Origin of the sequence: Winogradskyella ursingii (assembly GCF_013403975.1) — a bacterium.
Taxonomy (GTDB): domain Bacteria; phylum Bacteroidota; class Bacteroidia; order Flavobacteriales; family Flavobacteriaceae; genus Winogradskyella; species Winogradskyella ursingii.
Map to the genome: position 1 here is coordinate 1 of NZ_JABFDH010000006.1, position 22,693 is coordinate 22,693.

Genomic DNA, 22,693 nt, shown 5'->3' on the forward strand with positions numbered 1-22,693 from the left:
ATTATTATAAAATTCAGGGTTTTATTATTCACTTATTAAGTTCAATTAGTATTGATTGGTTTTAATGAATGCCAACGGTCTTGTGTATGAAACGTAGCGTATAAATAAACGCTAACTTTTCGGATTTAGCACGAGCCGAATTTTTTATTTTTATGTTTAATTTTCATTTATAAATATAACCAAATAAAAAATTTGGCGTACTTTGTAAATATACAAAAACCTCTCGGAAAGCCTATAATAGCTATGTTTTATATACATTGTTGTCTAATTGTTGTACCTGTCTTCACTCTTATACTCTCAATAGCCTATAAATAGGCGTTTAACATCAAATATTAGTGCAATAAAGTGCAAATAAAAACACGTAAATGCAGTGTTTGTTGTACCAATTGTTGTACCTTAGTACTCTATTGCACTTGCTTGCACAGTCTTATACCAGAGTACATTATGGCTTCAGTAAAACTTATTTTAAAGAAACAAAAGGTAGATGCTTCAGGAGAAGCACCTATTTATCTTAGGCTCATCAAAAACCGTAAAACTAAATTTATATCATTGGGTATAAAGGTAGCATTAAATGAATGGGATGAAGCCAAACAGCGTGTAAAAAAGAATCATAAAGGCTCTACAAGGCTTAACGCATATCTTGCAACTAAAGTTGCAGATGCACAAGGAGAGATAGCAGATATAGAACGCAGAAATATAAGTGTTTCAGCTCGCAAGCTAAAAGAGGTTGTAAAGGGTAAGCCTGTTACTAATTTCTTTGAATATTCTTATGGTAGATGTGAGAAGCAGAAAAACACCTTATCATATTCCACATATCGTAATTACATTACTTATCTCAAAAAGTTTGAAACTTTTATTAGCCATACAGATGTAGCATTTGAAGATATTACGGTAACGATGATAAAAGATTATGCAGGCTATTGCGGTACTACTTTAGGCAATAACAATACAACTATAAATTTTTCTTTGCGCATACTTAACTTAATGTTCCGTAACGCACAGAAAGAGGATTTAATACCACGAAGTCTATTTCCGTTTGACAAGTATAAGGTTAAGAAAGAAAAGACCAACAGGCGTTATCTAAATGAAGAACAGCTACAAGCCTTAATCAATTTAGAAGTATCAGAAAGAGCGCAAGCACCTTTAGTAAAAGATATGTTTATCTTTTCAGTCTTTGCAGGTGGTTTAAGGTTTAGTGACGTATTAGAATTAAAATGGAAGCACTACAATAAAAAAGAGCAACGCATATCTAAAACCATTTGTAAAACTAACAATCCGCATAGCTTCAAAATAGGTAGTACTGCTATTGATATTTTAGAAAAGTATCATACAGCAGATGCAAGTCCAGAAGATACTGTATTTCCTTTTGGAGAGATTACAGAAAGATATTTTAAGGATAGAGAATATAGAGCAGACCAAATACGCAGAAAAACAGCTCTTGTAGGTCAGTATCTCAAGGCAATGGGTAATAAAATAGACTTACCATTTAATTTGACTTTTCATTTAAGCAGACACACATTTGCTACCAGGGCATTAAATAAAGGGATGCGCATTGAGCACGTTTCAAAATTAATGGACCATAGTGATATTGGTATCACACAGATTTACGCAAAAATTATTAACTCAGAACTGGATAAAGCAGTAGACCAATATCTTAATTAAGCTATGGGAGAATTTTTAAAATTAGAATTATTAATACTTGATAAAAGTATCGAGCAAATAGAATCCCAAATTTTAACGGGTATTGAAGAGAATGCAGATAAAGACAGAATGCTCTACGCATCTTGTCTTAATGATGCTGAAAAAGAAGCATTGACCAAAAAAGAGATTAAGAAGCAACAAAAGAAAATAGCTAAATGTCCTTCTGATATTGCAGGATATATCACTGCGTATATCAATCCAAATAGCTTTGATGCCAAAGATGAAAGTTTAGACCAATACAGAGAGCGTATCATTAGAAATTATGTAGCATCGACCTTTGTAGAAGTATGCCAAAATCTTTTGAATAACAAGTTCACAACGCTTGCAGATATAGAGGCAGAAGAAGATTCATTTTGGGAGTTACTTGTAGATGACCAATATTATGGAGTTGATGATGATAGTATTAGAGATTTTATCAAATATATGATTGTCGCGGATAGACTAAAAGGCTACAAATCAATTATAGAATCCATAGATGCAGAAAGAGCAATGGAGGAGTATAATAAGCTTATTGAGGAAGACGAAAACGAAATTTACAAATTACTTGATGATGTAAGAGCAAAAGAGTATACAGGCTTGCAACTTTTCAAAATTCTAAAAGAACAAACTAACTTAGACCACAGCGCATTAAAGCATTTTAAAAATGATGTAGAAATATATTTGTTCTCTGAAAAAGATGCATATGAGGCAAATTTTAGTTGGGAGCAGAAAGAAGAAGCTCTCAAGGAAAAGAGAGACCAAGGTAATACAACAGAAGATTTAGTGCGATTAGGTTATTTACGTGAGACTATAAAATTACCAAATCAAAGAAAAGAAGGCGATAAACCATCGTACTATATAAATACGGAATCGCTTTTATTTCCGTGGGAGTTTTATTCAATTTACGAACTGATGCGTATAATAAATAGTGAGATAGCTAAACACGAAAAACAACCTACCAACGAACAAAACAATATATCAAGTAATGAACGACTAAAAGTAAACCTTTCAGTTCCGCAACTTGCGTTGCTCTTCAAAATGATTAACGACCTAAAACCTATGGTTTTTAATGTGAAGTCAGAAGCAGAATTACATCGCTTTATTTCAGCAAATTTTCAAACCAAACAGTCCAATCCAGAGAAAGGAATTAGCGAACAAAAATTAAGAATACTATTTAATCAACCAGATAGTAAAGCAATAGAGTTTTGGGAGAAACACCTCAGGACATTGTTAGCCGAAATCAAAAAAATGAAATAATTTATTTTTCATAAACCCAATGATAGTAAGGGTTTTTCGTGGGGTTATATAACCCTATGTAACTGTTTTACCGTTACTCTTTAACGCAGATTTGCACCATAATAATTTGTTTAACACTTAAAAACAGCAGTTATGGAAGCAATCATTCTATCAAAAGACCAATACCAAGAACTTATAGGGCGTATTGACGAAATCAAATCCACTATTACAGATACATCTAAAAAACCAGAAGATGTATTTTTAGACAATGCAGACTTCTTACAGCTTATGAACATAAGCAAGCGTACAGCTCAAACGTGGCGTGATGAAGGTAAAATATCATTCTCTCAAATTGGGAATAAAATTTACTACCGTATGTCAGACGTACAAACACTTTTGAATAAGAACTACAATAAGGCATTCAAAAAGGCACGCTAATAACTTCGGTTTTTAGCGTTTTTCTTTTTGAGGTTCTTATGCTTATGCATAGCCTACTTTGTACGATACCATTAAATCCAAAACGATTATAGATAACCTACCTAAAGTCTTTTTTGCAAACAAGTTGCAAAATGTAGATTGGGCAGGTTTCTTATGGCGTCCTATTCAGAACAAAAAGGCAAATGTTATAGGCTTTCAAAGTGAATTGCAAAATATTCATCTAAAATTATACGGTAGCGAGTTACAAATTGAGAACTCATTGCAAAAGTTCTTTATGGGTAACAACTATCAAGATTTCACTTTTACACAGGTTTTGACCGCGCTTGACACGCTCAATAATCATCTTCCTGTAGATATTTATAAAACCTCACTTTCAAGAGCAGATGTAGGTGTAGTTATCAATCACGATACCACACAAGAAACAGATAGGTGGATAGATTATAAAAGCACTTTGCCTATTCCTATGATAAAAGGGAATGTTATTTATGGTAAAGAAATAAGAAAAACCAATTACAAATTTAAAGCCTACAACAAGACGTTTGAAGCTAAAAAGACCGCAGATGTAAAACTGGAAGAACAGTTAATGCGTGTAGAATTAAAAGGCAATTACCGATACTTTAATAATCGTGCCAATCCTTTGGGAATCTATACGATACAAGATTTAATAGACCCTATTAAATACAACTTACTCGCAAAGGAATTGCTCAATTTTTATGAAAGCATAAATAAGAAAACGAATCTTGACTTCTCTAATTGGTCAGCTAGGGAAACACGTGTATATGGTTATATGAATTATGCCGACTCTGCAAAAGCAATGAAACTACATCATAAGGAAACTCATAAAAAAGAACGTGGTCAGTATTTAAAATTGCTATCTAAACATAAAGATGCTGAACAAGAAAAAACAGTATTCAATAAGCTTAAAGCAAAAGTGGATTTCTCGATAAGAAATTGAGCCTGTTTTAAGACGTGTAGTATAGTCTAAAACAGGGGTAAAAAGTATAAGTGTATTTACATAATACTTTCGCGAAAGCGTAACAACCCATCTTACAAACCTCTACAACCATTATCAATCTTACAATTCAATAGTATAATGGCATATTTTGTATATAAATATAACGCAATACGGTGTATTTATAAGCATATAGGTGTATATTTAGAGAGTCTAAAAGATAAGATTATGAACAGAATAAAAGAAGTTCTGGAAGATAAAGGTATTAAGCAAGTATGGCTTGCGGAGCGATTAGGCAAGAGTTTCAATACAGTTAATGGGTATGTGCAAAATCGCACACAACCCAGCTTAGAAACCTTGTACGAGATTGCTACAATCTTACAGATAGATGTAAAAGAATTATTAGTTACAAAGAAATAGTAGAATTAAGTGTACGCACAAGTAGACATATTAGAAAATGAAATCCTTGAAAAATATCCTGATGTACTGGATACTCTTCTGCGTGACCATACAACTCAGAGAAATATTTTATGGGCGACAAATAACTACAAAGACTTAGGTAAATCATACAGTTATAAATCTGAAATTAGTCCACAATCGATTACAGGTTATAATGGTAATGTTATTATGCCAAGAGTTCAAAAGGACAAAATACTGCAACAATCAAGAGCAAGAAATATGGCAGAAGTCTTTACACCTTCTTGGATTTGTAATGCTCAAAATAATCTTATCGATAATTCTTGGTTTCAAAAAGAAAATACGTTTAACAAGGAAATAGAAATTGATAGTGGGAATTGGATTTGGGAAGTAAATCCGAAAAAAGTAGAATTTCCAAAAAATAAAACTTGGCGTAATTATATTAGAGATAAACGCCTTGAAATGGCTTGTGGGGAAGCACCTTATATTACAAGTCGTTACGATACAACTACAGGCGATTTTATTCCTGTAAAAGAAAGAATAGGCATATTAGACCGTAAATTAAGAGTAATTAACGAAAATGTAAACACTTCTGGAGAATGGTTAAAGGCAACACAAACTGCTTTTAAATCTACCTACGCATACGAGTGGCAAGGAGATAGTTTATTGTTGGCAAGAGAGGCAATGCTATTTACATTTATTGAAAACTATACTTTAAAATTTGGTAAAGAGCCTTTAGTTAAATCCATTAAATATATAGCTTATATCATATCTTGGAACGTGTGGCAAATGGATGGTATAAAAGGAGTTATTCCTTATTCTTGTGTAGAAAAAAATACTATTTCTAAAAACCTTTTTGGTAAAAATGAAACCAATACTATAAAATGTGTTGGATGCGAAAAGGATAATATAAAAAAGCATACAGGTATCTATTGTTTAGTAAAAGACTGGTCTAATAAGGACAAATTAACAGGACGAAAAGGCAAGAAAATTAAATTTATAGACCTATTAAATAATTAAGAGTAATGAAATTTACAACATCACTAAAACTTAAATTAATATATGTGTTTCGTATTAACGATACTGCACATTTAGGTTGTTTAAAAGTTGGGGAAGCTACTTCAGATAGTGGAGATATTTATGGACTTGAACCAAATAGTAGTTTACTCAATAAGTCCGCTAAAACAAGGATAAACCAATACACGCAAACTGCTGGTATTTCTTATGATTTGCTATATACAGAAGTTACACTTCACAACAATAAAGGTACAATTAGCTCTTTTTCTGATACAGAAGTTCATAATGTATTAGTAAGGTCCGGTATTAAGCGGAAAATATTTGATATTGAAAATAAAGCTAATGAATGGTTTATAACAGATTTAGAAACCGTTAAAAAAGCAATCAAGGCAGTAAAAGAAGGCAAAGAATCATTAAATGCAAGTGAGGTATCTACAAACCAAAGTCCAATAATTTTTAGACCTGAACAAAAGGATGCTATTGCTAAAACTAAAAAACAATTTAAAAAGAGCAATGAAATGCTTTGGTTTGCAAAAATGCGTTTTGGTAAAACGCTTTCTGCTTTGCAAGTAATTAGGGAACACGATTTTAAAAGAACACTTATTTTAACACACAGACCTGTTGTAGATTCTGGTTGGTTTGAAGATTTTAGTAAAATATTTTACGATAAAGACAAATATTACTATGGTTCTAAAAATAAAGGTAGCGAGTTTCTATCATTAGAAAAACGTAGTAACAAAGATGGTATTCATTACATTTATTTTGCATCTATGCAAGACCTCAGAGGTTCTGAATTAGTTGGTGGTAATTTTGATAAAAATGACGAAATATTTGATGCCTCTTGGGATTTTATAATTGTTGATGAAGCACACGAAGGAACACAGACTGAACTTGGTAAAAATGTTCTAAATGGGCTAAAAAAGAATAGTCCTAAAATTCTTCATTTATCTGGTACACCTTTTAATTTAATAGATGATTACAAGGAAGAAGAAATCTATACTTGGGATTATGTAATGGAGCAAAAGGCAAAACAAGAATGGGATGAGATTCATTTTGGCGACCCTAATCCTTATGCATCATTACCTAAGATGAATATTTTTACTTACGATTTGGGTAAAATCATAAATGATTTTGAAGATGAAGATGTAGCTTTTAATTTTAAGGAGTTTTTTAGAGTTGACGAAACAGAAGATTTTATACATAAGAAAGATGTAGAAAAGTTTTTAAATCTTATTTGTAAAGGCGATTCAGAAAGTAATTACCCATTTGCAACAAAAGAATATAGAGATAATTTCCGTCATTCTTTATGGATGATTCCTGGTGTTAAAGAAGCAAGAGCGTTAAGTGCCTTATTAAATTCACATCCAGTATTTAGTCACTTTAATATTGTTAATGTTGCTGGAGATGGAGATGTAGACGAAGATAATGAAGAAGCACTTAAAAAAGTTGAGAACGCTATAACAGACAAGCCACAAGACACTTACACAATAACTTTATCCTGTGGTCGTCTTACTACAGGTGTTTCTGTAAAAGCTTGGACAGCTGTATTTATGCTTTCAGGTTCCCATAATTCCTCTGCTTCGACTTATATGCAAACCATTTTTAGGGTACAAACACCTGCAACTATAAACGGCAAGGTTAAGGAAGAGTGTTTTGTATTTGACTTTGCACCGGACAGAACATTAAAAGTAATAGCTGAAACTGCAAAAATGTCTGCTAAAGCAGGTAAAACAACAGACCAAGACCGTTTAATAATGGGAGAGTTTCTAAACTTTTGCCCAATTATTTCTGCTGATGGCACTCAAATGAAAGAGTATAATGTAAACACAATGCTTGAACAGCTTAAAAAAGTATACATAGAGCGTGTTGTAAGTAATGGTTTTGAAGATTCTCATTTATATAATAATGACCAATTGATGAAATTAGAGTCTGTTGAATTAGAAGAGTTTAATGGACTTAAAAAAATAATTGGTAGTACTAAAGCTATGCCTAAGAATAGCGAGATAGATGTAAATAAACAAGGTTTTACTGACGAGGAATATCAAAAATTAGAATTAGCAAAGAAAAAGAAGAAGGAAGATTTAACAGAAGAAGATAAAAAACTCTTAGACGAACGCAAAGAGAAAAAGAAAAACAGAGATACAGCAGTTTCTATCCTTAGAGGTATTTCCATTCGTATGCCATTACTAATTTACGGTGCTGATATTAAGGATGAAGAAAAAGAGCTAACTATTAACAACTTTGCAGATTTAGTAGATAACCAATCTTGGACAGAGTTTATGCCTAAAGGTGTAACAAAAGGTACGTTTAAAAAGTTTAAAAAATACTATGAGCCAGACGTGTTTAGAGCATCAGGTAAACGAATACGTGCATTATCAAGAGCAACTGATAACTTAACCATAGATGAACGTATAGAACGTATTACAGCAATTTTTGGGAAATTTAAAAACCCAGACAAAGAAACTGTTTTAACACCTTGGCGTGTGGTTAATATGCATATGGGTAATTGTTTAGGTGGTTACGTATTTTTTGATGATGAATTTAAAAACACCATAGCTTCACCACGTTATATAAAACAAGATAACATAACAGAAAAGGTTTATAAGACAGATAGTAATATTCTTGAAATTAATTCCAAATCAGGTTTATATCCATTATTTGTTGCTTACAGCGTATATCGAACTGCTATAAAAACTGCATATCCTACTAAAGAATATGATGAGCTAACTATAAAAGAACAACATAAAATTTGGGATAAAGTAGTAGCAACTAACGTTTTTGTTTTGTGTAAAACAGAAATGGCAAAAAGTATTACAAAACGCACATTAGTAGGTTTTAGAGATGTAAAAGTGAACACACGTTATTTCGAGCATTTAGAAAATCAAATAATTAATAAGCAATCTAATTTTTTAGAGAAAGTTAAGAAAGGGAAAACATATTGGAAGGCTAATAAAAATAATGATATGAAATTTAATGCAATAGTTGGTAATCCACCCTATCAAGTAATGGATGGTGGTAATAGTGTAAGTGCAAAACCTGTATATCATCACTTTGTAGAAATAGCAAAAAGTATTAAACCAGATTATGTGTCTTTAATTATGCCAGCACGTTGGTATGCTGGTGGTAAAGGTTTAGATACATTTAGAGAAACAATGCTTGCGGATAAAAGTATTTCTAAATTATTTGATTATCCCAACTCTAACGATTGTTTCACAAACGTAGATATTGCAGGAGGTTTGTGTTATTTTCTTTGGGATGAAGACTATAATGGTAAAACTCAAATAACAAACTATATAAATGGAGAATTAAGTACCGATACCAGAGACTTAAACGCATTTGATATTTTAATTAGAGATAATAAAGCAATACCTATTCTAAAGAAAGTACAGGAGTCAAATAAATCCAATAAAACATTAGATAACCTAATTTCAACTTCAAGGCCATTTGGAATTAGAGGTTTTTATAAACCAAAACAACAAGGATTACCTTGTTATTTTACTCAGCGTATAGGCTTAAAATTTGCTTCTGAAAAAGATATAACTGATAGGTTTAAGTATTTAGATAAATGGAAATTATTGATTCCTAAATCACCTATTGCGGGTCAAACAGATTTTACAAAACCTGTCGGTTTTTATTACGATGGTAATACTCGTATTGCAAAACCAGGCGAATGTTGTACGGAAACATATTTAGTTGCTTTTTCATCAGATTCTGAAGAGGAAGTAAAATCCTTCAAATCTTATCTATTTACTAAGGTAGTACGCTTTTTATTATTACAAAGAGTAGTTTCACAGGATGTAACAAGAAAATGTTTTGCTTTTATTCCAGATTTAGAAACCTATGAAGGCACATATACAGATGCACAGTTATGTAAACTTTGGAATATAACTAACGAGGAATGGAAGTATATAGAAAGTAGGGTTAGGGATATATAGATAGCGTTGAGTTAAACTCGTTTAGGTAAGACTTAAACTTATAGATAATTTAAAGGTTATGACATAGGGTTTTAACAGCGATTAACTATTTCGAATATAAATAATATCTTTAAACAAAATTTTTCAGAATAGCATTTGGAGGCAATTACACAAAAGACAGCAGTACAAATTATCGAGCAAACAGACACAAATAGTGTTCCGTTTCTTGTGCTTTGTGACGATGGAGAACTCTATTATGCCAAGACAACATTTAAAAAACATCCACCCCTCGAAGAGATAGTAAACGAGATTCTATGTGTTTATGCTTTAGGTTTAATGGGTGTTAAGACTATTAAGCCAGCTTTAATAGCAATACCACAGGAAGTTTTTGAAGACTTCAAATTAGAAAACAAAGCTTTTAGTTTAGATTATAATAATCTACCCTTCAATGACGTTATGTTCGTTGGTTCTTTATTGGAAGAATCGACAACAGAGGTGGAAGTTTATAACACAACTTTAAAGAATAAGTTTGATTACAATAAATATAAGAATCCAACAGACTTTTTAAAGATTGGAGTCTTTGATTATTGGATTGGTAATATGGATAGGAGAGGTAGCAATCCTAACATTCTTGTGAAAGAAACAGCAGATGGTAAATTCGAGTTTTTACCTATTGACCACACGCAGGCATTTGCATATCAAAGTAATTATAAGGCACTTAGATTAGCGTTAATGTCTAATCCACATCCTAAATCAATATTAAGGACGCCTATGTCGAAAAGTATCATTAGTTTTGCAGACTCAAAATTTATGGCTAACTTCCACAATGAAATCTTAGCCGATTTTGAAAATGTAATCAATAATTTAGATTTTGTTTTTGACCAAATACCTAATACGTTTGGACTAAGTAAAAAGGGCAGAAAGAAAATTGTAGAAATATTAAGCAACAAGGAAAGAAATATATTAGTGTCTAAAATACACTTAAACATTTGAGATGAAATCTTACTACAGCATAATACGTTTTGTTAATAATCCTTTAAGCAAGGAGAACTTAGCTATTGGAATGATAGTAATATCTGGGGGAAAAGTATTTTATAAATTTTCTAAAGAAAAAATTAATATCACTCACAAAATTAATAGTAACAATTCAAATTTATTGGAATATACTATTGATAAGATTTCAAGTTTTATTGATTTACAACTAAAAGAAGAGGTATCTTTATTCTCAAGGGAAGTAAATGTGAATTTGGAATATCTTAACAGACTTTCTATTTATAATAATGGTTTCCTTCAATTTGATAAGCCTTCAGTTATTAATATAGAGTTTAATAATGATAGGTTTAATAATTTCTTTCAGAAGTATATAGAACTTAACCTTAGGGAAACAAAAAAAGCAATAGTTGATAGGTCTTTTAAGAATACAATTGAGAATGTTTTTTACAAACCATTAGTTAATGTTATTGATTTAGATTATAGGATTAAAAAAGAACAAATACCAAATCTCTTTTTTGATTATACTTTAGACGGTATAGGCGTTAATGGTAGTGTTTACAGTTTAAAGTCTATAGACCTTAATTCTGAAAAGCCTATCGATAGCTTTAGAAGAGATATTTCAGATTTAGAAAGTTTAAACTATCGTATAAATTTATTCAGTAAAGAAAATGATTTAGATAGTGAGCATAATCAACACTATTTAGTCATCGACCCTTACAAAGGTAAAAAAACATCTTACCATAAATTGTATGAGATACTTATGGAACAAGACAATTCGGATTATCCTTACACAATAATTGATACTAATACATTACCAAGAATTACTAAGAATTTTCAAGATGCACAATCCATAATTAAGTTTTCAGATTATCTTGAAACGATAGATTAAAAGTGTCCTGTTAATCAAAAGTTTTAACAGTACACTTAAAAAAAATAAACAACCTCAGATACTACCTGAGGTTTTTTTTTACCTCATTTTTATAGAACGTTTGATATAGCCAAGTCCCCACACAATAAAATCCAGTTTATTGCTAAGGCAAGAAACCTCTGTATTTTATTGTGTTCCGCTCGCCACCGCACTGTTGTTTTTATGTCACGGTAATTGTAGCCAAAGCTCTAATAGCACATTACTTTTTCGTCGTTCCTAAAAAAAGTAAAGAGCTATTGCCAACCCTCAAACAATTACAGCGCCACAAAAACAACCCCAAGCTATGTTACATAATAGAAGTTATAGTAGCAAAAATCCTTTAAAAGGTTGCCTACGGCGTGTTATTATATTTTTGTAGCTATAACTGCTATTATGTAAAATATCCGCTAAGCCAACGCGCACATCCGAATTAGATTAACATCCGTTATTATCAAAATATTTAATATCTTGCTTAAGATGAAAACTCTGCATTTAACTTTATTTCTACTGTGTATAAGCTATTTAGTTACAGGTCAAAACGTTCAATGTACATCTGAATCAGAAGCGTCAGTGTGTTTAGAGGTTAATCCAGAAATAATATCATTTTCATTTAATGCTATTAATAACAACAATAAGCGTGTCGGTTTTGAATTTAAAAACACTAAAGATTCTTTTAATGCTTTTTGCAAATATTCACAGTTAGCATTTTCAACAAAATCATTGGACGGCTATATGTTACAGTTTGAAAATGACCATTTAATCATTAGTTACTCAAATAATCATATTAGTTTTATTTTGTATCAAAACAATGATTTAGATATGGTTTTCGAATCCACACCGATAACTTTAAACGATTTAAATAATTTATTGTCACAACAAAATGACGTTATACGAATTTAATTCCTTGGAGGAACAATCACGATTTACATATCTCTGGGAGTTCGGTATATATTTAGATTCAGTAATAATGGAGTCTTTAAGGATAAACCTTTACGCTATAAATATGTTTTTCGTTGAAGTTCATTATGACGCTAAATCAAACACTATTAAAGACATTCAGACCTTTAAACACGGTCATATGATTGATAAATATATCAATTAAAGCACTTAACTCATTCGAACTGCACAAAACCATCACTAAGTCCAAGTATTCCTTAGCTCAAGTCTTTGTTTGTCTCATTTCGTTAAGCACATTAATTGTCCACTTTTCCCCACCACCCAAGTAAAAGGATATAAAAAAATAGGTCTATAAAATGTAGTCTTACGCCATAGCACATTACTTTTTATCGTGCCTCAAAAAAGCAATACGCTATCGTCTATAAGTCCTGTAAGAGTAGCTTATTTAAATGCTGTTTTATCAAACAACTATTTAAAACGCTACACTTACAAACGCATCACCCAAAGCTCAATTCGAGAAAGACCTATTTTTTTAAGTGTTAATTCCCCAGAAAAGCGGAACATCAAGGAAACTTAACAGGATTTTTGAGAATATACTCAGTAGCCATTCTTTCAATATCACTTGAAGTAGTTACTTTGTTTTCCAATACCCAAGCATCTATATCTTTTTTATCAAAATAAAGCCTTTTACCACGTTTTGCGTGCGGAATCTCTTTAGTGCTTGTCATTTTATATAAAGCCGATACAGATAGGTCTAAATAAGCTGAAAGTTGCTTAATGTTCATAATTGGAGTCGTGGCAATTCCTGTTTCGTTGATATTACTTGCTCTGTAAATGTTTTCAAGTAAAGTTTCAATACGTTCTAATCTTTGATTGATAATTTCAAAAGGATTTTCCATAGTCTTCGATTTAAATTCAGGCTTCAAAAAATAATAAAAAAGAAATCAAAGATATGTGGCTTCCTTCGCCCACCGCACAATGCCGAAAAGGTCAAGCCCTACGGGTTTTGGATAAAACTTTTTCTAATATACTATTGAATATAATTTGATACATTTTGCTAAGAAAAACTTTTACCCAAAAACCTTGTCGCCATTACCCACGCCACAATTCTATATTGCTTTCTTTTTTTTCATTTTTTCTTTTAAAAATATATAGGGGCAAAGTAATAGGGAGCAACTAAAGGCAATCGCAACGAGAAGATGTAAAAGACTTGCAGAAGATTTTATATTTGCTTAAAGGTCAAAACCAAAATATTGTTATGTCCGAATTAAGTCCGTACCAGGTTCGAATAAGTAATTTTTAAATCTACATATGTTATGGGCAAAATCTCTCAAGGAATTTTAGGAGGACTATCTGGTAAAGTTGGAAACATTATCGGTGGTAATTGGAAAGGTATTGATTACATCAGAATCAAGCCTTCAAGTGTTGCGAATCCAAGAACGGAAGGGCAAGTAAATCAAAGAACCAAATTTTCAAGCGTGTTGGAATTTCTTCAACCGAATAAAGCCTTTTTAAAGGTTGGTTACAAGAATTTCGCTAATAAGCGTACAGAATTTAATTCTGCAATGTCTTATTTGTTAAACAATGCTATCACTGGTACTGCACCCAATTTTACGGTTGATTATACTAATGCATTATTGAGTAGAGGAAGTCTCTCAGGCGTTTTAAATGGCGTTACGGACTTATTAAATGCAGGTCAAGTTGATTTTAGTTGGGGAGATAACTCGGCAGAAGGAAATGCGAACGCTACTGACAAAGCAATGGTATTGGTTTATAACCCATCAAAAAAAGATTCAATTTATCTTCTTGATGGAGCAGTAAGAACTGCTGGAGCGCAGTCGATAACAATACCAAACACCTACGCAGGAGACACAGTAGAGCTATTTATGGCATTTGTTTCGGCAGATGGTAGTCAAGTATCAAATAGTATCTATTTAGGCTCTGGTACGGCAAGTTAAAAACTACTAAATAGACATAAGAAAACCACTCTCAAAAGGAGTGGTTTTTTGTTTTAGCACAGTATTTTACAAGGGTATGATATAAGGTTTAAAAAGTTGTACCTATGTTGTACCTTTTTTGTTATACCATTTGTAAAGTCAATAATAACAAAGGGTACAGATTATTATTTAGATAATACATTGTTGTGTGTAGTGTTTTTTCGTTCTGCTTGGTTTTCCGATGTTTGTTATTTAGTTCAAATGTGAGAGTTGGCAAGACATACTCTTTTACAGTTTTGATTTAGCATTGGCTGGTGCGACTGTAAATGTGTATGGCTTATGCGTTGGCATTTTCTACTATTTTAATTTCGTTTTCCGACAATCCATACAATTCATAAACCATTTGGTCAATTTCACTTTCTGTTTTGTAAATTTCTCTCTTTATATTTTGAGCTTTATCTTTTTGTTCATTAAAATACTGCATCCATTCAGCCTCTTCGCTTAAATTTAATTCACATTTTTGTTTTTTTAACTCTTTTAAAAAAGCTATAAATTCTAAATCATTCCAATTTTGTAATTTTCTACTTATCGAACCAATTTGAAATTTTGCAGAAATCAAGTTTAATAAGTTTGACAAAATATTTTCCAATAACTTTTCTTGATTTGTCCTTTTTTTACTCAACACACTTAATGAATTTTGCTCATTAGTATTTGCTTTAAAAATTGGAAGTTCTTTCCAGTCATCTGGATAAAAGTCAATTTTTCCTTTACTTGCATATTTAATATGAAAAGAAATTAGTTTGGAATTAATTATACCTAACAAATAATTCAAATCGTATGATTGGGAATTCTTTTCAATTATTGCTCTGTCCTTGCCAATATTCTTATAATACTTTTTAATGCTATTATTGTTTACTGAAATTAACTCGTGAGCAGGAATTGCCATTATTATTGTATTGTCGCAATAATGACTTTGGTCTGTAAATACTGCAACTTTTTTTTGCCGAGAAAGAAGTAGTTTATTTGGTGGATAAAGTTCAGGAAAAGTTGGTCTAACAAGGCGTGAAGGACTTCGTTCAGTATTGTATTCTAAAAACAATTCTTTTTTTATAGAATATCTTTCCAAGTATTTCCCTTCTGTATAAATTTTAGAATGAATTTCATCTTCTGTTTCCGATAATAAGTCTGTCTTTTTAAACTTTTCTGGGTCTGATTTATCGCTATTTAATCTCATACCATAGCTGACATAGCATAAATCTGCTAATGTTATGCATTTATCTCTATTGATATTGAATTCAGCTACATTTAATAAATACTGTTCTTCTCCTTTTGATTTATTTTCTATTATTTGATTATCAAAAACGTCAAGAACGTGTTTAATCTTAATTGCAGGTTTTGTACTTTTTTCTTTTTGAATAAATGTTATTTTACTCCTTACACCTACATTTTGAAAAACATATATGTCAGGAAAGAAATCGATTTGGTATAAGAAATAATTTTCATCAATTAGTTCTATTAATTTTGTGGTATAATCAGATTTACCAATGGTATCAGGAATAATCATTGCTGATAGCCCTTTTTCTTTTACAATGTCTATTCCTTTCTCTATGAACGGAACGTACAAATCCCACATTTTATAAGGACTTTTATAAGACTTCTCGATATATGCTCTACCTAATATATCATCATTGTCTCTCGCTTTTACATATGGTGGATTCCCAATTACAATATCAAAACCACCTTTTGCAAAAACTTCTGGAAATTCATTTTGCCAATTAAAGGCTTTTTCTCCTGCAACAGTTGGGTCGTTAATTAAACTGTTACCACATTTAATATTATTGTTTAACGAAGTTAGTTTTCTGCCTTTTTGTGCAGTACGTAACCAAAGTGAAAGTTTTGCGATTTCTACACTTTCTTCATTAATATCTACACCATAAATGTTGTTTTCTAAAATTGAGTTTTCAACCTCACTTAATATCATTGCATCTCCGAAAAGTTTGGCTTGCAATTCATCAATGTATTGGTGTTCTGCAATTAAAAATTCTAACGCTTGGTTTAAAAAAGCTCCACTTCCACAAGCTGGGTCGCAAATTGTAATTTGCAGTAACCAATTTCTATAGTCTTCTAATTTTTGAGTTAGTTTTTTTAATGTCGTTTTTTGTCTTCCTCTACGTTCTTTCTCGTATTCGGCTTCTTGAATGTCAAGTTCGGTTTTCTTTTCCTCACATAGTTTACCAACGGTTCTATCTACAATGTATTTTGTAATATATTTTGGTGTGTAGAAAACACCATCTTTTTTACGTTTGGTTTTGCTTTGTTCTGTAGCTACTCCTTGTATTTCTGCTTGAATTTCGTCAATGTCGTTTAACGAATGTTCAAAAATGTGTCCGAGAATGTTTACGCTTACTTCACTTTCAAAATCGTAGTTACTTAAATTAACTGTGTGTTTATAAAGTAAATCGTCATTTATTTTGATATTGTCTAAAATTTCGTCTGGTGCAAAAAGTCCACCATTGTAAGCAAAAATATCGTGTTGTTGTCCTTTGTGTCCTGTGTTCATATAACCGAAATATTTTTTAAATCGGTCGTACAAAGGAAAATACTCGTCATATTTATCTCGTAAATCAGTCCATTGGTTTACGATAGAACGAATAGAGTTTGGCGGAAGCAATAATCTATCTTCTGCAAAAAAGATAAATAGAAAACGGTCGAGTAATTTCTGCGTTTTCTTGAATAACGTTAGTTTGTCATATTCAGGGTTTTCTTTTTGGATGGCATCAAAAATCTCATTTCTGAAAGAAGCGTAATCTTTATATAATTTTTTTGTGACGTTTTCCTCTTGTGTTAAAGATTCGTCTTTTATCTTTTTAGGAATGTCTTTTAAAAGATATTCTGATGAAACACAAAGCCACAGAATATCAAAACGTTCTTTTGAAAGTTGAAATAAATTAAATTCCTCAAAGTCAACTGCGTTATCAATGTAAAATCGCAACTTCTCAAAGTTGGAAGTAATTACATAATTACAACCTGGTTGGTTGTTTTTATATCCAAATGCTTGAGTTTCTACTTTACTTAAATCAGTTGTGTTTGTTCCTTTAAGTTCAATTACTGCAAGTGCTTTTTCTCCTTTTAGAATTGCTCCATCAGTTTTTTTAGAACCTTTTATGTTTTTTAATTCCGTTGTGAGATTAAAGTCAGGCGTTGGGTTTTTAACGTATCCGAATACGTTTACAAAAAGGTCAATTAGAAATTCGCCTTGATATTGTTCCTCTTTTGAGTTTCGGATGTTTTCTTGAATGGTCGGATTATGGAAATGGCTTGTAAATCGCTCGTAAGCTTGATTAACTTTTTCGGACTCCAATCCTTTTAAATATTTGTTTAGAACAGAGTTCTGAAATAAGCTCATAAAATTTTAATCTTTTCTTTCAAATTTAATATTATTCCGAGTGTTGGCAAGAAACAGCTCTTTTATTTTTTTCAGCGTTGGCATTTTGCGTTGGCAAAAAAAATAAATGTGCTGTTTGTGCGTTGGCTTTTTTAGTTCAAATGTTCAATTTTAGTACGATTTTTACATTACACACAACGTGTTTGTGTATGGTTAGTTGCGTGGTTAAGCAACTAATTTAGTAAACATTTACGAACCCGTGAAAATTCCGCAGGAATTTTCGCAAGTAGGCTAGAACCAAGCAATTAATTATACACGTTGTTGGCAATAGTTATTTTATTTTCTTTCCGTTTCGATATTCTTTTTTGGTTTCAGTTCCGTCGTCATTCAGGCAATATTCCGTTCCGTTTTTCTTTCCTTTAATAAATTCACATCGATAAGTCATTTTATCTCCGTTTTCTCCATAACCCAACTGAAGTCCATGTTTCTTTTTTCCTAAATATTGACAACTATACGTCAATTTTCCGTTTTTAAATTGTTCTACAAGGATTTTTATTCCGTCGTCATTATAAGTTGTAGTTTCAAAAATTTCGCCATCCAAATGGTATTTAATTTCTTTTGAAAGGACTAATGGTTTTTTGGGATTATATATCGTTTTATTGGAAACTCTTATTTCTTTTCCATTATAATATAAATTACTCGACAGAATAATTCCATTTATATATTCCTCTTCATAAACTAAATGCCCATTTTTTCGTTTGCTTTGAGCAATTCCAGTAAAGAGTTCGTCAGTTGCGTTTTTATAAACCAAATTATTCTCAATGTAAACTTCTTTCATTCCGATTATTTCTTGCGAAATCAGTTCGTTGAAAGTAAATAACATTAATAAAATCAGTAGGTTTCTCATTTGGTTTTAATTATTGCCAACGGCCTTGTGTATGATTTCGTTGCGTGTTTAGGCACTAAAGTTAGCAAATAAATCACAGATAGAAAGTCCGCGAGGACTTTCGTAAGTAGGCTATAACTAGCAATGAATTATACACGGTGTTGTATGCTGGCCTTTTTACATTCAGATGTTTTCTTGTTAAGATAATTTTTTGACTGAATTAAAATGATGCTCTGTATGGTTTAGAGTAAAATACAAGATTTCTCTAAAAGTTACCAAGCCAATATAAGGCAATGGTATTTGAATATCGTCCATTTGAGCATCGTTCATTTTTTTTGAAAGTGTAAGCAAAATACTTGACTGTTCTTTAAGTGTTTTAATAATGTCATTTTTCTTTGCTGAACTAGCAATCTGAAATTTATCTCTTACCAGTTCGATTTGCTTACCAGTTAAATTGTAAAAATCATCAATTTTATTTTGGTTGCTTGTGTAATGAAGTTCAGCATAATTTGGACTTTCACTTTCTGTTTTTGGTACAAATGGCGGAAACGCTTTCCATTCCTGTCCTAATGTTGCCTTTTCGTAATCGTTTAAAAATAATTCCATATTTCTTGACTTTCTATTGGAATGTCCCCATCTTTCAGTTACAAGTTTTGGTTGTGATAGCAAATTGTTAATTGGCAAAATTGATAAGGATAGATGTTGTATTTCCTCTGCAATACTCCATTTTTCTGATTTTTCTTTGCGGAAAAAAATATTGTTTTCCACATTGCTAATTTCGTTTATTAATTTGGAAAATGTTCCATTCAATTTTTCAAATAATTCTTTTGTTTCCATTATAATTCTGTTTTGTTTGTTACAAAATTAGAAATGGAACTTGCCTTTATTCTTGACCTATGTTAAGTTCGACCTTTTTTGTCAATTTTTTTCTCAATCGGCTTAAACTTTCTGGTTCAATTCCCAAATAGGATGCAATATGATAAAGAGGTATTTTTTTAAATATAATTGGTCTATTTCTCAAAAGATTCAAATATCGTTCTTCTGCATTGTAGAATAAAAAACCTTCTGTTCTTTGTTCGGCTAAAGTGAAAACCCTTTCTGCAACGATTCTGCCAAACCTTTGCCAATATGGTGAATTTGCATAAGCATTTTGAAGAGTTTTATGAGATATGGTTACGAGTTCACAATCCGAAATTGCTTGAATGTAATATTTGCTTTTAGTTTGACGTAAAAAACTTTGATAAGAGGCGACAAAATCATTTTCAAAGAAAAATTCCACATTAATTTCCTTTCCTTCTTCGGTAATGTAGAACATTCTCAATTCTCCTTTCTCAATAAATGCCATTTTTTTGCAAATCTGTCCTTCTTTAACAAAATATTCTTTCGCAGGTATTTTCAAAGGAATTTTGCTATTGCTAAAATACAGGTCGCAATCCTCAACTGGAATTTGCAGTATTTTTTCAATTTTGGTTTTCAGCTTTAAAATCATTCTAAAATATTATTCGCTTGTTCTGGTTTTCGGCTTGCATACAACGGTTTCGGCTATGAGTAGTTGCGTGGTTTAGCACTTAACTTTGCAAGTACACACCAAACTGAAAATCCGTGAGGATTTTCAGAAGTAGGCGAGAACAAGCAATTACTTATAGCCATTGTTGGCAGTAGTGTTTATTTTGTCAGTCGTTTTGCTGTCATAAATCGGTCAGCTACATTGTCCCAATTGATAATTTCAAGAACTGTATCAACAAAATCGGCTCTTTTATTTTTGTATTTCAAATAATAGGCGTGTTCCCAAACATCAATCACCAAAATCGGAACAACTCCCCATTGTGTTAATTTTTGATGATTTTCGCATTGTAACAATGTCAAGCTATCCGAATAAGGTTGGTAACCCAAAATACCCCAACCGCTTCCTTCTACAGTTTTTGATATTTTCCCGATATAGCTTTTCAGTTTGTCAAATGAACCGAAATCCTTTTCTATCTGTTTTAAGAGTTCAGTTTTGGGTTCAGTTTTTTTATTCGTTAAGTTCGTCCAAAAGATGGAATGAAGCACGTGGCTTGAAAAGTGGTAAGCTAACTTTCGGGTCCACAAATCCACTTGGTCTAAATCGCCCGATTTTAGATGTTCCTTAATTTTAATCAAATCTGTGTTTGCCCCTTTTACTGCTCCACCGTGATGAAATTCAAAGTGCAGATGTAAGGTTTCTTCATCCATATGTGGCTCCAAAAAAGTTTTATTGTATGGAAGTGATTTTTGAATGAAATTTCCATTACTGTCCACTAATCTGTCAATTCCGTTTTCCGTTACATTTTGTGAAAAAACGTTGTTCATTGGTAGGATTGTCGCTCCACCTAAAATTGCCGTGTTTCTTAAAAATTCTTTTCTGTCCATATTTATACTTTTTTCAATTTATCTCGTTTTTCCACATTACTGCCAACGTCTCTGTATATGGCTCGTAGCGTGCAAATTAGAAAATTATTTTCGGTTAAGCACGAGCCGAATTTTTTAATTTTTCTTATTATCTTTTTTTCTCAATAAGCCAAATTAAAAAATTTGGCGGACTTGCAAATATGCCTTAACTACGATTAAGCAACTAACTAGCTATGAGCTATATACGTTGTTGTAGCCAGTGTTTTTCTGCTATATGTTTAGAGTTCCGATGTAATTTTCATAAGTGCTTTTTCCTTCATCATCAAGAAAATCGACACAATAATTCTCATTTGAAACATAAAAATGAACTTTACCAGCCTCACATTCCATAATGATATCTTTAGCGCGATTTTGATGTATCTTATCGTGATTCGGGTTAGAAACATAATCCGAATCTTTTGAGTTTGCCTCTCCCTTAATAATAACATCTGGGTCCATCATATCTAACCATTCTTGTGGTATTTTTCCAGATTTTCGTCCGTGATGAGGCGAAAATAAAATATTGGTTTTAGATAATTTTACGTCGTCTTTTATCTTTTCCATAAAATCTTTTTCTAAATCTCCCATCCAAACCACTTTCGCACCATCTTGTAAACTATATTCTATGATGCAAGAAATGTTGTTTGGTGTTCTACCGTTTTTTGCATTTTCAAGAGCCTCCTTAAAATGTTCATTATTTCTATCAGGCCATAATATATTAATTCCTGAACTGCCTCTATCATCATCTGAATTATTCATCCATTTGCGACGACTACCTTTTTCTATATAGTATGATTTTTGGTCAGAATTATGAAGTTTTTTATATCTTTTAAAGCCAGTTGATTCAAAAGATTTTGTAGTCTCATTTTTGACACAGTAAAAATTTAGAATGTCTATTTCATCATCGAGATAATCTAATCTTTGGATATGGTCTTCATCCGGATGTGTTGAAATGAATCTTGAAATTGTTTTATTTCTTTTTTCTCTTTTAATTTCTTCAACGATATCTTCTTTGTTTTCGTCACTCAAGCAACAATCAATAATTGTAAAATTATCTGAACCGTGTTTTATATAGAACATATCTCCATTTCCAACAGAGAAGGATTTAATTATACTCATTTTTTTGAAGCTTTAATTCGTTTAGTTATAAATTTAGTTTGTTTCTTGTATGAGAAAATGAACATTACAATGAGAGAAAATAGTAGTATGATTATTCTATAGTCTTGAAGAAATTGAATGTATGATTCGATAAACAGGTATAATTTTAAAAGCAATAATAAAATTAGCATTGAGATTATAGTTCTGTAAGTATTATTGATTTGAGAAAGCAAATCAATTTTATCATCTAATTTAGACGCTGATATGTAATCCTTGTAATCTTCAAATTTTGCAAGTTTTATCTTTTTTAATATTGGTGCAATAATTAATGAGCCAAACCTACTGATAATCATACCAACGAAATAATACAGAAAAATTCCAACTAAAACAGATTCTTGTATTAAAGGAATATTCAATAACTTTTCAGCCAAGACAATAAAGAGCGTCCCTGGGAAAAGGTTATTAAATAAATCGTAAGAAGATATTTTTGTTAATATTTCACTCATTCGGTGTTTTTTTTACATTGG

At 31.5% G+C, this 22,693-nt stretch carries 19 protein-coding genes; 11 read left to right on the forward strand and 8 right to left on the reverse strand.

Annotated features, from left to right (window positions below; translation table 11 throughout):
* Positions 1-444: 444 nt before the first annotated feature.
* The 10 genes from HM983_RS14325 to HM983_RS14370 all read left to right on the forward strand — a co-directional run bounded on the left by HM983_RS14325 (position 445) and on the right by HM983_RS14370 (position 12,454).
* Positions 445-1,662: a site-specific integrase gene (locus tag HM983_RS14325; RefSeq protein ID WP_179346429.1), complete on the forward strand. Its 1,218-nt coding sequence runs from the start codon at positions 445-447 to the stop codon at positions 1,660-1,662.
* 3 nt (positions 1,663-1,665) lie between these two features.
* Positions 1,666-2,937 (forward strand): hypothetical protein, encoded by a 1,272-nt coding sequence (locus HM983_RS14330; protein WP_179346430.1) that lies wholly within the window; start codon positions 1,666-1,668, stop codon positions 2,935-2,937.
* Positions 2,938-3,069: 132 nt separating this feature from the next.
* Entirely contained in the window at positions 3,070-3,354 is a 285-nt protein-coding gene (locus HM983_RS14335) for a helix-turn-helix domain-containing protein (protein WP_179346431.1), read from the forward strand.
* A gap of 58 nt (positions 3,355-3,412) precedes the next feature.
* Positions 3,413-4,309, forward strand: a complete 897-nt coding sequence (locus tag HM983_RS14340; protein ID WP_179346432.1) for a hypothetical protein — start codon at positions 3,413-3,415, stop codon at positions 4,307-4,309.
* A gap of 225 nt (positions 4,310-4,534) precedes the next feature.
* The gene (locus tag HM983_RS14345; RefSeq protein ID WP_179346433.1) at positions 4,535-4,726 is read left to right on the forward strand and encodes a helix-turn-helix domain-containing protein; all 192 of its coding nucleotides are present in this window, start codon (positions 4,535-4,537) and stop codon (positions 4,724-4,726) included.
* A gap of 9 nt (positions 4,727-4,735) precedes the next feature.
* Positions 4,736-5,743, forward strand: coding sequence for a restriction endonuclease subunit M (locus HM983_RS14350; RefSeq protein ID WP_179346434.1), 1,008 nt, complete (start codon positions 4,736-4,738; stop codon positions 5,741-5,743).
* Between the two features lie 5 nt (positions 5,744-5,748).
* Positions 5,749-9,675, forward strand: coding sequence for an Eco57I restriction-modification methylase domain-containing protein (locus HM983_RS14355; protein ID WP_179346435.1), 3,927 nt, complete (start codon positions 5,749-5,751; stop codon positions 9,673-9,675).
* A 135-nt stretch (positions 9,676-9,810) separates the two neighbouring features.
* Entirely contained in the window at positions 9,811-10,647 is an 837-nt protein-coding gene (locus HM983_RS14360; RefSeq protein ID WP_179346436.1) for a HipA family kinase, read from the forward strand.
* Position 10,648: 1 nt separating this feature from the next.
* Positions 10,649-11,536, forward strand: a complete 888-nt coding sequence (locus HM983_RS14365) for a hypothetical protein (RefSeq protein WP_179346437.1) — start codon at positions 10,649-10,651, stop codon at positions 11,534-11,536.
* Positions 11,537-12,031: 495 nt separating this feature from the next.
* Complete coding sequence (locus tag HM983_RS14370; RefSeq protein ID WP_179346438.1) at positions 12,032-12,454, forward strand: hypothetical protein; 423 nt, start codon at positions 12,032-12,034, stop codon at positions 12,452-12,454.
* Positions 12,455-13,014: 560 nt separating this feature from the next.
* On the opposite strand, the gene HM983_RS14375 is transcribed toward HM983_RS14370, so the two are convergent.
* A complete protein-coding gene (locus tag HM983_RS14375; RefSeq protein WP_179346439.1) occupies positions 13,015-13,350 on the reverse strand; it encodes a helix-turn-helix domain-containing protein in 336 nt (111 codons plus the stop codon).
* Between the two features lie 417 nt (positions 13,351-13,767).
* On the opposite strand from HM983_RS14375, the gene HM983_RS14380 reads away from it, so the two are divergent.
* Complete coding sequence (locus HM983_RS14380) at positions 13,768-14,409, forward strand: DUF6266 family protein (protein ID WP_179346440.1); 642 nt, start codon at positions 13,768-13,770, stop codon at positions 14,407-14,409.
* Between the two features lie 316 nt (positions 14,410-14,725).
* Here the strand turns inward: HM983_RS14380 and HM983_RS14385 are convergent, their stop codons facing one another.
* From HM983_RS14385 to HM983_RS14415, 7 genes are all read right to left on the reverse strand, one after another.
* Positions 14,726-17,794, reverse strand: coding sequence for an Eco57I restriction-modification methylase domain-containing protein (locus HM983_RS14385; protein ID WP_179346441.1), 3,069 nt, complete (start codon positions 17,792-17,794; stop codon positions 14,726-14,728).
* 310 nt (positions 17,795-18,104) lie between these two features.
* Complete coding sequence (locus HM983_RS14390) at positions 18,105-18,680, reverse strand: toxin-antitoxin system YwqK family antitoxin (RefSeq protein ID WP_179346442.1); 576 nt, start codon at positions 18,678-18,680, stop codon at positions 18,105-18,107.
* A 177-nt stretch (positions 18,681-18,857) separates the two neighbouring features.
* Positions 18,858-19,496, reverse strand: a complete 639-nt coding sequence (locus HM983_RS14395) for a DinB family protein (protein WP_179346443.1) — start codon at positions 19,494-19,496, stop codon at positions 18,858-18,860.
* Positions 19,497-19,542: 46 nt separating this feature from the next.
* A complete protein-coding gene (locus HM983_RS14400) occupies positions 19,543-20,148 on the reverse strand; it encodes a Crp/Fnr family transcriptional regulator (protein ID WP_179346444.1) in 606 nt (201 codons plus the stop codon).
* Between the two features lie 176 nt (positions 20,149-20,324).
* Positions 20,325-21,050, reverse strand: coding sequence for a superoxide dismutase (locus HM983_RS14405; protein ID WP_009780324.1), 726 nt, complete (start codon positions 21,048-21,050; stop codon positions 20,325-20,327).
* Positions 21,051-21,299: 249 nt separating this feature from the next.
* Positions 21,300-22,187, reverse strand: coding sequence for a ComEC/Rec2 family competence protein (locus tag HM983_RS14410; RefSeq protein ID WP_179346445.1), 888 nt, complete (start codon positions 22,185-22,187; stop codon positions 21,300-21,302).
* Positions 22,184-22,672 (reverse strand): hypothetical protein, encoded by a 489-nt coding sequence (locus HM983_RS14415; protein WP_179346446.1) that lies wholly within the window; start codon positions 22,670-22,672, stop codon positions 22,184-22,186. The genes HM983_RS14410 and HM983_RS14415 overlap by 4 nt, the downstream gene beginning before the upstream one ends.
* Positions 22,673-22,693 lie beyond the last annotated feature (21 nt).

What these genes read in the sequence shown, in the direction of transcription:
- HM983_RS14325 (WP_179346429.1), top strand. Translation starts at nt 445, where the DNA reads ATGGCTTCAGTAAAACTTATTTTAAAGAAACAAAAGGTAGATGCTTCA.
- HM983_RS14330 (WP_179346430.1), top strand. Translation starts at nt 1,666, where the DNA reads ATGGGAGAATTTTTAAAATTAGAATTATTAATACTTGATAAAAGTATC.
- HM983_RS14335 (WP_179346431.1), top strand. Translation starts at nt 3,070, where the DNA reads ATGGAAGCAATCATTCTATCAAAAGACCAATACCAAGAACTTATAGGG.
- HM983_RS14345 (WP_179346433.1), top strand. Translation starts at nt 4,535, where the DNA reads ATGAACAGAATAAAAGAAGTTCTGGAAGATAAAGGTATTAAGCAAGTA.
- HM983_RS14355 (WP_179346435.1), top strand. Translation starts at nt 5,749, where the DNA reads ATGAAATTTACAACATCACTAAAACTTAAATTAATATATGTGTTTCGT.
- HM983_RS14365 (WP_179346437.1), top strand. Translation starts at nt 10,649, where the DNA reads ATGAAATCTTACTACAGCATAATACGTTTTGTTAATAATCCTTTAAGC.
- HM983_RS14370 (WP_179346438.1), top strand. Translation starts at nt 12,032, where the DNA reads ATGAAAACTCTGCATTTAACTTTATTTCTACTGTGTATAAGCTATTTA.
- HM983_RS14375 (WP_179346439.1), bottom strand. Translation starts at nt 13,350, where the DNA reads ATGGAAAATCCTTTTGAAATTATCAATCAAAGATTAGAACGTATTGAA.
- HM983_RS14380 (WP_179346440.1), top strand. Translation starts at nt 13,768, where the DNA reads ATGGGCAAAATCTCTCAAGGAATTTTAGGAGGACTATCTGGTAAAGTT.
- HM983_RS14385 (WP_179346441.1), bottom strand. Translation starts at nt 17,794, where the DNA reads ATGAGCTTATTTCAGAACTCTGTTCTAAACAAATATTTAAAAGGATTG.
- HM983_RS14390 (WP_179346442.1), bottom strand. Translation starts at nt 18,680, where the DNA reads ATGAGAAACCTACTGATTTTATTAATGTTATTTACTTTCAACGAACTG.
- HM983_RS14395 (WP_179346443.1), bottom strand. Translation starts at nt 19,496, where the DNA reads ATGGAAACAAAAGAATTATTTGAAAAATTGAATGGAACATTTTCCAAA.
- HM983_RS14400 (WP_179346444.1), bottom strand. Translation starts at nt 20,148, where the DNA reads ATGATTTTAAAGCTGAAAACCAAAATTGAAAAAATACTGCAAATTCCA.
- HM983_RS14405 (WP_009780324.1), bottom strand. Translation starts at nt 21,050, where the DNA reads ATGGACAGAAAAGAATTTTTAAGAAACACGGCAATTTTAGGTGGAGCG.
- HM983_RS14410 (WP_179346445.1), bottom strand. Translation starts at nt 22,187, where the DNA reads ATGAGTATAATTAAATCCTTCTCTGTTGGAAATGGAGATATGTTCTAT.
- HM983_RS14415 (WP_179346446.1), bottom strand. Translation starts at nt 22,672, where the DNA reads ATGAGTGAAATATTAACAAAAATATCTTCTTACGATTTATTTAATAAC.